The 11734-nt window shown below is 34.8% G+C and carries 16 protein-coding genes and 3 pseudogenes; 12 read left to right on the forward strand and 7 right to left on the reverse strand.

Going from position 1 to position 11734, the window contains the following annotated elements; genetic code table 11:
* Positions 1-23: 23 nt before the first annotated feature.
* Positions 24-230, reverse strand: coding sequence for a hypothetical protein (locus V3224_RS23990; protein WP_334473130.1), 207 nt, complete (start codon positions 228-230; stop codon positions 24-26).
* Between the two features lie 37 nt (positions 231-267).
* Here V3224_RS23990 and V3224_RS23995 point away from each other — a divergent pair.
* Positions 268-414 (forward strand): annotated as a pseudogene (locus V3224_RS23995) (recombinase family protein); the annotation flags it as partial.
* Between the two features lie 96 nt (positions 415-510).
* Here V3224_RS23995 and V3224_RS30295 read toward each other — a convergent pair.
* A pseudogene (locus V3224_RS30295) lies at positions 511-1421 on the reverse strand (IS91 family transposase); the annotation flags it as partial.
* 279 nt (positions 1422-1700) lie between these two features.
* Between V3224_RS30295 and V3224_RS24010 the strand changes: the two are divergent.
* From V3224_RS24010 to V3224_RS30300, 6 genes are all read left to right on the forward strand, one after another.
* On the forward strand, positions 1701-2135 hold the full coding sequence (locus V3224_RS24010; RefSeq protein ID WP_334473135.1) for a hypothetical protein: 435 nt from the start codon (positions 1701-1703) through the stop codon (positions 2133-2135).
* 77 nt (positions 2136-2212) lie between these two features.
* The gene (locus tag V3224_RS24015; RefSeq protein WP_334473137.1) at positions 2213-3151 is read left to right on the forward strand and encodes a replication initiator protein A; all 939 of its coding nucleotides are present in this window, start codon (positions 2213-2215) and stop codon (positions 3149-3151) included.
* A gap of 106 nt (positions 3152-3257) precedes the next feature.
* Complete coding sequence (locus V3224_RS24020) at positions 3258-4040, forward strand: ParA family protein (RefSeq protein ID WP_334473139.1); 783 nt, start codon at positions 3258-3260, stop codon at positions 4038-4040.
* Positions 4041-4295 (forward strand): hypothetical protein, encoded by a 255-nt coding sequence (locus V3224_RS24025; protein ID WP_280632085.1) that lies wholly within the window; start codon positions 4041-4043, stop codon positions 4293-4295. It abuts the gene before it with no gap.
* Positions 4296-4544: 249 nt separating this feature from the next.
* A complete protein-coding gene (locus V3224_RS24030; protein ID WP_334473141.1) occupies positions 4545-5192 on the forward strand; it encodes a helix-turn-helix transcriptional regulator in 648 nt (215 codons plus the stop codon).
* Positions 5176-5442, forward strand: a complete 267-nt coding sequence (locus tag V3224_RS30300) for a LuxR C-terminal-related transcriptional regulator (protein WP_442890973.1) — start codon at positions 5176-5178, stop codon at positions 5440-5442. Before V3224_RS24030 ends, V3224_RS30300 begins: the two co-directional genes overlap by 17 nt.
* A gap of 57 nt (positions 5443-5499) precedes the next feature.
* Here the strand turns inward: V3224_RS30300 and V3224_RS24035 are convergent, their stop codons facing one another.
* Positions 5500-6090, reverse strand: coding sequence for a cytosine permease (locus V3224_RS24035; protein ID WP_334473142.1), 591 nt, complete (start codon positions 6088-6090; stop codon positions 5500-5502).
* 53 nt (positions 6091-6143) lie between these two features.
* On the opposite strand from V3224_RS24035, the gene parM reads away from it, so the two are divergent.
* The 3 genes from parM (at position 6144) to V3224_RS24050 (ending at position 8344) form a co-directional block, all read left to right on the forward strand.
* Complete coding sequence (gene parM / locus V3224_RS24040; RefSeq protein WP_334473143.1) at positions 6144-6971, forward strand: plasmid segregation protein ParM domain-containing protein; 828 nt, start codon at positions 6144-6146, stop codon at positions 6969-6971.
* 9 nt (positions 6972-6980) lie between these two features.
* Positions 6981-7334, forward strand: coding sequence for a plasmid partitioning/stability family protein (locus tag V3224_RS24045; RefSeq protein WP_334473144.1), 354 nt, complete (start codon positions 6981-6983; stop codon positions 7332-7334).
* A 365-nt stretch (positions 7335-7699) separates the two neighbouring features.
* Entirely contained in the window at positions 7700-8344 is a 645-nt protein-coding gene (locus V3224_RS24050; protein WP_334473145.1) for a DNA methyltransferase, read from the forward strand.
* A gap of 114 nt (positions 8345-8458) precedes the next feature.
* Here the strand turns inward: V3224_RS24050 and V3224_RS24055 are convergent, their stop codons facing one another.
* Together V3224_RS24055 and V3224_RS24060 are read right to left on the reverse strand one after the other, a co-directional pair.
* Positions 8459-8734 (reverse strand): DUF4282 domain-containing protein, encoded by a 276-nt coding sequence (locus V3224_RS24055; protein WP_334473147.1) that lies wholly within the window; start codon positions 8732-8734, stop codon positions 8459-8461.
* A 33-nt stretch (positions 8735-8767) separates the two neighbouring features.
* Complete coding sequence (locus V3224_RS24060; RefSeq protein WP_334473149.1) at positions 8768-9052, reverse strand: lytic transglycosylase domain-containing protein; 285 nt, start codon at positions 9050-9052, stop codon at positions 8768-8770.
* A 483-nt stretch (positions 9053-9535) separates the two neighbouring features.
* On the opposite strand from V3224_RS24060, the gene V3224_RS24065 reads away from it, so the two are divergent.
* Complete coding sequence (locus V3224_RS24065) at positions 9536-9934, forward strand: relaxosome protein TraM (protein ID WP_334473150.1); 399 nt, start codon at positions 9536-9538, stop codon at positions 9932-9934.
* A gap of 48 nt (positions 9935-9982) precedes the next feature.
* Here the strand turns inward: V3224_RS24065 and V3224_RS24070 are convergent, their stop codons facing one another.
* A complete protein-coding gene (locus tag V3224_RS24070) occupies positions 9983-10471 on the reverse strand; it encodes an Hsp20 family protein (protein WP_334473152.1) in 489 nt (162 codons plus the stop codon).
* A gap of 314 nt (positions 10472-10785) precedes the next feature.
* Here V3224_RS24070 and V3224_RS24075 point away from each other — a divergent pair.
* Positions 10786-11002, forward strand: a pseudogene (locus V3224_RS24075) (cold shock domain-containing protein).
* Between the two features lie 51 nt (positions 11003-11053).
* Here V3224_RS24075 and V3224_RS24080 read toward each other — a convergent pair.
* Positions 11054-11257: a hypothetical protein gene (locus tag V3224_RS24080; RefSeq protein WP_334473154.1), complete on the reverse strand. Its 204-nt coding sequence runs from the start codon at positions 11255-11257 to the stop codon at positions 11054-11056.
* Between the last annotated feature and the right edge of the window lie 477 nt (positions 11258-11734).

The raw sequence follows: 11734 nt of genomic DNA on the forward strand, positions 1-11734 counted from the left end.
TGAGCACGTTTGATAAATGTGATTTAAGGGGTTTTATCGGTAAACATCGCCTGCGCGGCCAGTGAATTACCCGCAGATTTCCCCAAAAATCTTATCTGATACGACAATGAAACGGGCAGCGGCGTTACCCGTTTTCCTTGTCTCAACAAACGGCCGTTTGTTGAGACATAAAAATCCCTTGCCAGAATCCCCTGTTCACTGTATCTTATACTCATCTCATAAAACAACATGCCATAAACGCATTTTTTTAAAGCTATCTGAGAAACTATGCCAAAACTAGTCGGTTATGTCAGGGTCAGTACGCGCGAGCAGGAAGTCTACCTTCAGATTGATGCGCTTGAACAAGCCGGCTGTACAAAAACCAATATTTTTACCGATAAAATATCCGGCGCTAAATCGGCGCGCTCCGGCCTAGATGGTTAGGAAATTGAATCGCTTTTAAAGTGAGGAGCAAAAGCCATCCCTTATTGCAAAAAGGAGAGGGAATCGATTTATTGTGTTTGGTGCCAGTTAACATTTCCTCAGAGAGTGTAATTTATAACCTGATTTTAGACACATTGATCCTGCGTTTAGCTGCGTAACCCTCGTTTTTTTTTCCATGTTATGCAGTCTTTCTGACAACAATTCCGTTGCTTTTTTACCCATTTGCGCACCGGTGAAAAGCAGCCTGTCGCCACACAGAATACATTTGTACGGATCAGTGCGCAGAAATCCTTTCATCAGCACAGAAAAACCGGGGTTCTCCGGTTTTTTACGTGCCGTCATCTCAAGTGCCTTATACACTTTCGGCAATAGTTTCCCCCGTTTACGATTCGACAAAAAACCATAGTAACGCACCATTTTAAAATGCCTGGACGGAATATGGCTGATATAGCGCCTAATCATCTCTTCCTGCGGCAGAGTCTGCTGCCGGTACTGCCCACAGTCCGGTGGTCATAGTAGTGATGGACAACGGCTCCCCCTCGGTAATGCCGCAGTTTTGACGCAGATACCGGTGGGCGTTTAAGGTAGCGGCCGAGGTACTTAACACTATGCCAGGCCCCTTTCGTTTTTTTAGCAAAGTGCACTTTCCAGTAACGTCCGTACTGCACCCTCAAGTAACGCCGCCAATGTTTTTTGTCACGGATATGGCCAAGACCGGGAAGACGGCCAGGATTAATCAGTTCATAACTGTGACGCAGTAGTCGGATGACAGCACCTCGCCAGATTTCTTCGACCGCCCTTTTTTTGAAGAACAGTGCTCGCCATACACCATGTTTACTATCCAAACCCCCTCGGGTGACGGAAACATGAACATGCGGATGTTGATTGAGTTGCCGGCCATAAGTGTGCAAGGCACAGAAAATACCAATTTCGATACCCTGTTCGCTCGCCCACTGCAGCATTGCTCGGGTAGCGGCTCGAAACAGGGTATTAAGTAACCTGAGTTCGGGATAAGCAGTAGTTATGGGAAAATAAAAATAGCTCACTTATTAATAAAAACCTTTTAAAATCAATAAAATGATAAAAAACGGAAAAATTTTTAATGATCGTAAGTTAAAAAAATAAGCTATTTTCTCTGCTAAAATCATGAAAAAGCCAAAATTAAGCACTACTTTATGTAATTATTTTAAGTTAACTAATTGAATATATAATGAAAAATTTTATATTCCTTATCCCGAACTCAGGTTACAATTAACAAAAAATGAGGAAGATCACTTATGGGCCAAGTTGCATTTGATACACAAGAGTTCGTCGAGACATTAGAGAACGCAGGCATTACGAAAGAACATGCTAGGGCTATCTCTCTTGCTGTACGGAAATCTCACGAGGTAGTCGATGTAGCAACGAAAGCTGATATCGTTGAGTTGAAACATGAAATTGCAGAAGTAAATCGGAATGTTGCAGATGTTCGCAAAGATTTATCTGTTGAAATTGCAGATGTACGCAAGGACATGGAGCATCGCTTTGAGAAAGTTGAAGCACAAATAACTGATGCAAGGAAGGAAGCCGCGGCTCGTGCTGATAAAACTGATGCAAAGATAGCCCTGTTGCACAAAGATATTGAAAGTATATCAAACAAACTAATCATTAAAATGGCTAGTATTATGGCTGCGATTGTCGGGCTTGCAACAGCTATCATTAAACTGGTTTAAATTGATTAATACTAAAACCGCCTGTAAGACTTTAACAGACTCTAACCAACAATCCTAACAAATCTAGGAGTGAGGCTGTGCATGATCATACAAAAAAAATAGGAAAACGCAATTTGAAGACATTACGTCCACAATTACATAAGCAACTAGAATTTTTTATTGCTGATGAGGTTGATATTTCTATCTTTAGGGATGAATTAGCAAGTATGGAGCATCCTTTTTTTGCTTTAAAAGGTGGTGATACGAAAGTTAGGGAATATAAAAATGGTAATATCACTGTCATTGCAAGATCATTAGCTGGTATAGGGTTAGCTACGATCTTTGATAAAGATATTTGGATATATGTTATCTCAAAACTACAAGAAGCAATTAATAATAACCAGCCTATTAGTCGTACAATTGCTTTTACTCCTTATGACTTTTTTATTACTACCAATAGAGCTAAAGGTGGCGTCGCATATAAAGAACTGGAGAAAGCCCTTGATAGATTAAAAGGGACAACGCTCAAAACTAATATTTTTTATTCCGAAGAGAAACAAGAAACGATTAGTTTCGGGTTAATTGATAGTTGGCGAATTCTGGAGGAACACAAAGGTAAACTTGAAATTGGGATGGTAGAAGTAACTTTACCAGACTGGCTTTATCAAGCAATAACAAAGACAAAAGTATTACAAATTAGTCCTGATTATTTCCGAATCCGGAAAGCTATTGATAGACGGCTTTATGAGATTGCTCGCAAGCATTGTGGTAGTCAGGCCGAATTTACAATTTGTTTAGAAAAATTGTATTCAAAAACAGGTAGTACGGCGGCATTATCTAAGTTCAAATTCAATATTAAGCAATTAGCTAAAACTAATGATCTTCCTGATTATGAAATTCTATTTGATTCAATGAAAAACAAAGTAACTTTCAAAAATCGTAAACAAAATACCCCTGAAGCCGAAGCATCGCGTAAGCAAGAAAAAGGGAAAAAAGAAGTTCATAAATTAAAGAAACGACTTTTCCAAAATAATTGATGGTCATTTAAGTATATATAACTGTATATACTTTATTTTTTGACACGAATCGTTTTTTTATATATAATGTATATATCTAAGTATATACATTAATGTTGGATTTTATATGAAAAATCCTTTTATTATTAGCTTTGCCAACAGTAAAGGTGGGGTAGGTAAGACAACTAGTTGTATAGCTGTTGGCTGTTGTCTAGCACAACAAGGGTATAAAACATTGCTTATTGATTTAGATCATCAAGGAAATCTTAGTGATGATTTAGGTAGAGGGGATGAAGATTATACGATTACAGATCTTTTTGAAAACCCTAAATTTGATATTAATAAAATAATATATTCAGCCCTTGATTCAAATGATGAAATAAAAAACTTATCTATTATTCCAGCGGATATAACATTAGCTGTTGAAGCTAGAAGTGCTGAAAGATTCAGGCATAGGTTAACTATTTTAGATGATGCACTTAAACGCTTGAATGCTAAATTTGATTTTATTTTGTTTGATTTGCGCCCTGCAATTGATTTAAGCATAGAAAATGCTCTTTTAATTACAGATTTAATTGTTATTCCTGTTGATATGGATCGAAGAGCTATTAAAGGCATTAATGATTTACTACAAGTAGCAAAAGAAGTAAAACGTCAAGAGAATATTGTATATACTCTTGTAAAGACAAAAGTAAACAAATCTCATTCTAAAATGCAAAAAGCTATAAATGAGTATGTCAAAAAGTTAGGCTATCATATAGCTACAACAGAAATAAGGGTTAGTGAGCTTTATAAGCAAGCTACAGAAAACCATAGACCCTCTCCTCTTTATGCTTTTAATGAAAGACCACATGAAGATTATTTATCATTGACAAATGAACTTATTAAAAGAGTTGAGGAGATTTCTTAAGTGAGTAGAAGTGATAGAATAACAAAAGGTGTAACGCGAGTTGTAGAAAAGAGAAATATTACAACTGGTAAGCAAATGAATTTGCGTATGACTAATTTAGATGAAGATGCACTTTCTATTATGATAGATAAAATACAAGAAATTGTGCCACAAAAAAATATATCAAAGTCACGAGTTTTACGTGCTGTTGGTTATTTAAATTATGATATGAATTTAGTTAAAAAATTAGCTAAATCAGTTATTAATAATACATAGTGTATATACTCTTATATATTCATTTTTATATACTTAAGTAAGCGGTACTTGAAGGGACTAACGATCCCGACAAGTACCTAATCCAAACCCTAAATGACCTAGGAGTCGGACTATGCGAAATAGTACGCATATTGCACGCATAATGAAAGTGTGCAACATATCAATCGAGCAGCTTTTGAGCTTTGCTCACACGTCAAAACACCTTACAACCCGTCAGCGTCAGTACCTTCGTAGTATCGGAGGTGCTGCATGAAACCTGAGATGATTAAACTTTCTTTGAGCGCAAATGTTCCTTGTGGGTTTAGCAATAGCAAGGGAAAAATTCAGACCGATGCCGAAATGACAGATTTACTTTTTAGGTTAATCCGTACTCCTGAAATGAAAACATTGATAGAAAAAGTACAAACTGAAAGATCCCCGTTTTTCGTAATATGCCATTTGCCATCTGATTACAACAAAGCGCACAAAGTTTGGCAATTCCATTTTTTACCCCTTTTTTGTAGTGAAAATGGCTACCTAGGCACTTTCTTCCACGCTCACGCGTTCCTGTTTTTGTCGCCGTTGGAGTATGTCGATGGCATGCAGCCTTATGCCGTAACCACAGAAAAACCTAACAAGCTGTTTACTGATAAAGAGTGGGAAGTTTTGTTTTTAGCGGTGCATCGCTTGAATAGCAAGGAAATCGCCAGACGGTTAAATATTGGGACGAGAACAACTGATAATCATTTGAACATTATCTATGAAAAAGCGGGCGTTCATTCAGCTTGCCAGTTAAGAGCATTGGGTAAAGCCAAAGGCTTAGAGCGCTATATTCCATTAGATTTTATTGAGAAATCTAAATCTATATCAACTGGCTGTTATTCAAAGGTTGGGAGAGATTATGATATTTACAGCTAATAATTTTTCATATTATTACCCCATATTTCCTGAACTAACGTCTTCTCAATTAAAGGTTTTTGTATTGTATAATAATATCCTTAAAGTTGATCAAATAGCTCTTGAGCTTGATATTAGCGTGAATACGGTGTGTGAGTATTTAAAACGGATAAAAGAGAAGTATCAGGTCAACTCAATGGTTGAATTAAAACTATTATTCCATAATAGAATGCAGTCATATATCCTATACAAGATTGAGAAAATTAGGTAGTAAAATTGATAACTATCCGCATATTAAAATATGCGGATAGTTTTTTGTTAATTAAATTTATAATTTTTGTTTTATTTTAATTAAAATCCAATAAGTCATTCCAGCTATCAGAATAGAGTTTAAAGACGGAATACCAAAATTAAATACTACTCCAACAACAGTACCTATAATACAGGCAATAATAGCCAACCAGCCAATGAGTGGCGTAGAGGCATCGTCAGGTAATAACCCTTTTTCTCTGGTTTCATCTAGTATTTTTCGACTCGTTTTCAAAATATAATAATCAACCAGCATCACGCCAGCGATGGGTGGGAAAATAACGCCAAGCATAGAGAGGAAATCAACGAAATGATTTAAAATGCCAGCCATTGATAACGCTGTACCAGCCAACCCAATACAAATCGTTAGTTTAAAATAGTCCCATTTTTTACCAGTAAAAACTTCTAGTGCGTTAGCTAATCCGAGTGATGATGTGTACAGGTTAATATCATTGACTTTAACAACAGACAAAATAACTGAAATTAATCCAATAATCCCAGCATTAACGGTAACAATATCGACTATATCAGCAGTATTTAATGCTTGAGCAATTAATATTGATATGGCATTTATAATAAATTCGCCGACAATAATACATAATGTTATCATCCAAAATAGATGGTTTTTATTTTTACAGTAACGGCTAATATCAGGCGTTGTTAATGCAGCTAAACTTTGACATCGATGGGAAAAAGTACGCTTTTGACAAGGGACATAATGCAATTCTTTCTACAACAAATATAGCATTTCAATACAGCGATCTTGATTTGTTGGCGATTCATAAAGCGTTATTAACATCTACTCTATCTCCACAGGAAATAGAAATAACTGTCACATTGCCTATTAATGAATTTTTTCATCAGGATGGGCAAAAGAACATGGCTAACATTGAACGAAAAAGAAATAATGTTTTAAGGAAAGTAAAAGTAAATAATAATCAATCATTTGAAATAAAAAGTGTTTTTGTAATGCCAGAGTCAGTTTCTGCCGTTGCAGAAGAATTGAAAAAAGATGATGTTTCTCCATTGGAAAAAAGCATCATCGTCGATCTGGGTGGCACTACTATGGATTGTGGTATCATAACAGGTGGTGAACTGGACGTATCTGAGGTTTATGGTAATCCTTCAATTGGTACTCGTAGTGTTGCTATTGCCATTATTAAAGCGATGGGTATCGCTGATAGTGATATTAATGAATATGAAGCTAATGCTATTTTAAGTTCTGAAGATAAGAGAAAAGAGATAAGTGCAATTATTAATAACCGTAGCATGATTGATCATGTCATGACCGAAATTAATAATGCGATTGAGAACTACGCTAAAAGTGTGATTAGTCAAATAGAACAACTTCAAAAAGTCAATCGCATTTATTTAGCGGGGGGTGGTGCTGAATTGATTGATAATTACGTAACTGCTCATTTTCGTAATAAAAAAGTTAGAAAATTGGATGATGCTCAACTTGCTCTCGTTAAAACACTCGTTTACGTATAAGGCAGATGTATGAAAGATAGACGAAAAATACAATCTTATCTGCGTCCTGACATATATCCTCAAGATGATGAGGCGTGTAATTTCATGGATAAATTACCATTAAAAATGCGAGGGGAATTTATTAGGCAAGCAGTGGTTTGTGGTGTTGCTTTAGCTGAAGTAGATACACGTTTACCCGCAATTATTTCTAGCCTTTATCGACAAGGAATAACAGGAAATGAACTTATCGCATTGATAAAACAGGTTACGGGTGTTTTTGAAAAGACTCCTAACGAAAAAAAGGAGCAAGAATTAACGCCCATTAAAGATAACCAGGTTGGTAATAATAAAATCATAGATAATTTAAAAGGCATGAAGTCTTAACAATAAGGATGTCGCCGCTAATGGCGGCTCCGCTTATGTTTCCCTACAGGGTGTTAAAAAGCACAGTGAAAAAAAGCGTATCGCTTAAATAGATTGAATTCCCGCACAGAAATCAGATTTATCAATCGAATTAATTTCAAATTTGAAGGATTTCCCTTACTGCCCGATGCCAGCTTGCCATACGCCCATTTTTAGGGGACGGTAAGCCTTCAAGTGGCTTTCGCGGCATATCCTCGCCACACGTGGCTCCGGTATTCCACGTTCCACTTGACCCCAAATGGTCAATGGCTTCGTGACATCGGGCAGTAAGGGAATGGTGACAAGGGGTCACCTCCTGCTGTCCCACTAAATAGGAGACACTGCAAATGTCCAGATTTATACAAGACGACAGCCTGAAAATTATGTCAACTTTTCCTGATAATGCAATCGATTTTATTCTCACCGATCCGCCTTATCTGGTTGATTACACGGATCGCTCAGGGCGTTCCATTGCCAACGATAACAATGACGAATGGCTAAAGCCTGCCTGTCAACAAATGTTTCGTGTGTTGAAACCCAACAGTCTGATGGTCAGTTTTTACGGCTGGAATCGGGTGGATAAATTTGTTGATGCCTGGAAAAAATCCGGCTTCCGAATTGTTGGTCATCTCGTTTTCAAGAAACGTTATGCATCAAAAACTGGGTTTTTAGAGCACAGCCACGAAAACGCTTATCTGCTGGCAAAAGGTCGTCCCGTGATGCCCGTTAAGCCAATGAGAGACGTACAGTCATGGCAATATACAGGTAATCTTTATCACCCAACTCAAAAGCCCATTAGTAGCTTACAACCGCTGATAGAGTCTTTTACGCAACCTAATGCTATTGTACTCGATCCGTTTGCGGGTTCTGGCTCTACCTGTATTGCTGCTGCGCTTTCAGGACGGCGTTATATTGGTATAGAGCTTCTTGCTGAATATCATGCTATTGGTCAACAACGTATTGCTGCTTTGCGTACTCGTCTTGTTGCTTAAAGAGAAAATAAAGGGCGGTCTATCCGCCCAGTTATTTTATTATTTATCTTTTCGTGGTTTATTTCTTTTAAAATCCGCAGTCACTTGGCGTAATTAATCGTTAAATGAATTCTGTTATGGTTTTATTTTTGTATTTTCAGCTATTTCTTTAAGTTTGGCGTAAATGTTAAATAATAAAATAATTAATTCACAAGAAACCCGCACACCAATAAGGCCAATAACCATTGTGCTTAATCCACCTATAAAACCTGAGAAAAAACCACCTAAATGACTACCAGTAAAAATAGCAGCAATGCCAGAAAATAAAACAGCAATTATTCCAAGCCAATAAAAAATTATTATAATCTTAGGGGTTATCATTTTATCTAAATTTAATAAAGATTTTAACATGGTTATTTCCTCTTTTTTATTTCTCTGAGTTGGTTAATAAATTTTGTTCTCATTCATTTTTCCAAATTTTATTTTCAGATAATGTTGGTAAATTTTATTTGCATAGTGGTAACGATTTTTAATTGATGTATTGGTATTTCTCATTCCCGCGTTATACATGCCAACAGCTAACCAATTTTTGCCGTAGAGAGCAAAGTTACGACTTAAAATCATGGCACCAATATGAATATTTAAACAAGGATGATTGATTAAGTCATTTTCAGATAATTTAGGATATTCTTTTTTTATGGCGTTAAAGGTTTTGCTATTAATTTTCATCACGTAGCTCTTTATTTAAAAAACATAACAATTCGGCATATTGTCGCCCCTATAGAGCAAAAGGATTTTTTAAGGATATCCCAATAATCATTTTCAATTTTACCTCCCTCAATCCGCTTTTTCTACCACTAACTTACACACCACGCGCAAAATAAATTTTTCCTAATTTTATATTTAAAATTCAGTTATTTATATAAATATAGACTGTTTTATGATCAATAAAAACGATAAGGAAAAAATATTTTTTAAATAAGTTATGACTATTTATGTTATAACTATATGTTATTTAATAAAAAAATACAAAAATAAAGTTTATATTAATTTTTTATTAAGTTTTAGATTAATTTATAAATAGTTTTAAAATGTGATATAAGTTAAAATATATTGCAATAAATAATTTTTAATTAATTTTAATATAGTTATAACTTAATTATATAATACAAAATTAAGTGTAAATTTAATTCATTTTTTTTGAGGTTTGAAATGAAAGGCGAAAAAAATCATCCTGTTCTGTTGAAGATTCCTTTTAGTATTATGGATTTTATCGATGAAATGGTCGATGAAAAATTAAAAGATGGTGAAAATAAATCTACGGCAAACCGGACGGCGGTTGCATTGGAAATACTAAAAATAGGGGTCAGAGTTTTAAAGAAAAAAAATGAACAAATGGGCAATAAGGATATTAGTTTAGATGAAAAACTCGCTTTAATCGCTGATGCCGTGCTTAAATCAGAATTGAAGTTAGATTCTATGTTTGAATTTGCTCATAAGCGCCCACAGGATATTGATGATAACATGATTAAAGCATTTGGTTATCAAGCTGTGAAAGAAAGAATTAACGAAGTGGATTACAAAGTTAGTCATTTTTTTAGACAAAAATAAAATAACGCTTTTTTATTAAAAAGCCCCTGAAATTAGGGGCTTTAAAAGTTATTTTTTGTGCTCAATCACTTCTGGCTGAGATTTCTGCCCAATAGTGATTTTTTGTGGTTTTTCTTCTTCCGGTATTTCGTAATTAAAGGTTAATGTTAGCAAACCATCGGCTAAGTTGGCATTTTGGATTCTGATGCGATGCTCAAGGTCGAAGCTCATCGAAAAGCCTTTTTTCTCAATACCTTTATGTAGCGATTTCTTTGTTTTGCTCTCATCGTTACCTTCTTCTTTCTCTGTTTGATTTTTTCCGCTGATGGTCAGCTTATTATTCAGCACCGATATATCTAATTCGTGTTGTTTATAACCCGCAACCGCTACTGAGAGTTCCAGATTTTCTTTATCTTTTTGGTATAAATTATAAGATGGAATGTCTGATAAAGGTTTTTCGCCGGTTATTCTGCTAAACAATTTATCCATTTGAGTAAATCTATCAGATAACAGGTTATCACTGAGCATTGGAATAAGAGAAAAAGAACGATAAGCCATATTGTCCTCCTTTTTGCGCTTATTAACGTTACTTTTTAAATAAGAACTCGCCTCTTTATTTTCAAGTGTCTAATAACTATTTTTTTACGAAAATAATTGTTGCATTAAATAAAAAAGTATGACTTGATTAAGTTCTTTATCGAGACTAACAATCTCTTTTTATTAGTAAAAAATTTTAAGTAACTCAAAATTTAGCAATATCATAATACCTCATTCATTAATGAGCTCCTTCTGATTAAATACCACTAGTAAAAATCATGTTAATTGTTAATCTTTGAGATTTTTGATTAATTAACAAAATTAAGGAAGTTATTATGTCAAACATCAATACAGGTATTGATAAGTGGTTTAACGCGGATAAAGGTTTTGGATTTATTTCACCTAAAAATGGCAGTCAGGATGTGTTTGTTCATTATTCTGCGATTCAGAGTAATGATTATAAAACGCTCTATGAAGGTCAGGAAGTGAATTTTTCTATCGAAAGCGGGTTATAAAGGACCTTCAGCAACTAATGTAATAGCGTTATCGTAGAATTGATTGATATCATCGCGTGGTCATCTTTGTACTACTCGATAATTTCATTTAGTTAGTAACAAATATCCGCTTGCCACTTTCACCTATCAGAATTCCGTTACCACCCTCAATATCAAAATAGTAAAGTAAGCCTTTATCTGTTAGTTTACGTTCTCGTAATCTTATTATTTTGACAACTTCTTCGTTGTAGGAAACGGACATACCAGGTTGGAGCTTTCGAAATGTTGTTCTGTGTTTGTTGGGTTGAATCATGATAATTTCCCCCTGATTGAGATGTAACCAAGAAAAACGAAAAAGCGATTTATTGTTGGGGTTCTAAATTAACCTGAGTTCGGGATAAGGAATATAAAGTTTTTCATTATATATTCAATTACTTAAATTAAAATTATTACATAAAACAGTGCTAAATTTTGGCTTTTTTCATGATTTTAGCAGAGAAAATAGCTTATTTTTTAACCTACAACTAACTAAAAATATTCCCTTTTTTTATCATTTTATTGATTTTAAAAGGTTTTTATTGATAAATGAGCTATTTTTATTTTCTCATAACTAACGCTTATCCTGAACTCAGGTTAAATTAGAACCCCTTATTATTTATTTTTTGGAGAGTTTTCCCTGATGTGAACACTATTTATAATAATTAACAATTCTAATTAATCACCTTGCTATAGGGGTATTTTTTACTACCTATTGGTTTGTTTATGTATTATCATGAGGAAAATCACTGGA

The sequence above is a fragment of the Arsenophonus sp. PmNCSU2021_1 genome (assembly GCF_036919435.1).
Lineage (GTDB): Bacteria > Pseudomonadota > Gammaproteobacteria > Enterobacterales > Enterobacteriaceae > Arsenophonus > Arsenophonus nilaparvatae.

Coding starts and splice junctions, on each gene's coding strand:
- V3224_RS23990 (WP_334473130.1), bottom strand. CDS start 230: ATGTTGTTTTATGAGATGAGTATAAGATACAGTGAACAGGGGATTCTG.
- V3224_RS24010 (WP_334473135.1), top strand. CDS start 1,701: ATGGGCCAAGTTGCATTTGATACACAAGAGTTCGTCGAGACATTAGAG.
- V3224_RS24020 (WP_334473139.1), top strand. CDS start 3,258: ATGAAAAATCCTTTTATTATTAGCTTTGCCAACAGTAAAGGTGGGGTA.
- V3224_RS24030 (WP_334473141.1), top strand. CDS start 4,545: ATGAAACCTGAGATGATTAAACTTTCTTTGAGCGCAAATGTTCCTTGT.
- V3224_RS30300 (WP_442890973.1), top strand. CDS start 5,176: ATGATATTTACAGCTAATAATTTTTCATATTATTACCCCATATTTCCT.
- V3224_RS24035 (WP_334473142.1), bottom strand. CDS start 6,090: ATGATAACATTATGTATTATTGTCGGCGAATTTATTATAAATGCCATA.
- parM (WP_334473143.1), top strand. CDS start 6,144: ATGCAGCTAAACTTTGACATCGATGGGAAAAAGTACGCTTTTGACAAG.
- V3224_RS24045 (WP_334473144.1), top strand. CDS start 6,981: ATGAAAGATAGACGAAAAATACAATCTTATCTGCGTCCTGACATATAT.
- V3224_RS24050 (WP_334473145.1), top strand. CDS start 7,700: ATGTCCAGATTTATACAAGACGACAGCCTGAAAATTATGTCAACTTTT.
- V3224_RS24055 (WP_334473147.1), bottom strand. CDS start 8,734: ATGTTAAAATCTTTATTAAATTTAGATAAAATGATAACCCCTAAGATT.
- V3224_RS24060 (WP_334473149.1), bottom strand. CDS start 9,052: ATGAAAATTAATAGCAAAACCTTTAACGCCATAAAAAAAGAATATCCT.
- V3224_RS24065 (WP_334473150.1), top strand. CDS start 9,536: ATGAAAGGCGAAAAAAATCATCCTGTTCTGTTGAAGATTCCTTTTAGT.
- V3224_RS24070 (WP_334473152.1), bottom strand. CDS start 10,471: ATGGCTTATCGTTCTTTTTCTCTTATTCCAATGCTCAGTGATAACCTG.
- V3224_RS24080 (WP_334473154.1), bottom strand. CDS start 11,257: ATGATTCAACCCAACAAACACAGAACAACATTTCGAAAGCTCCAACCT.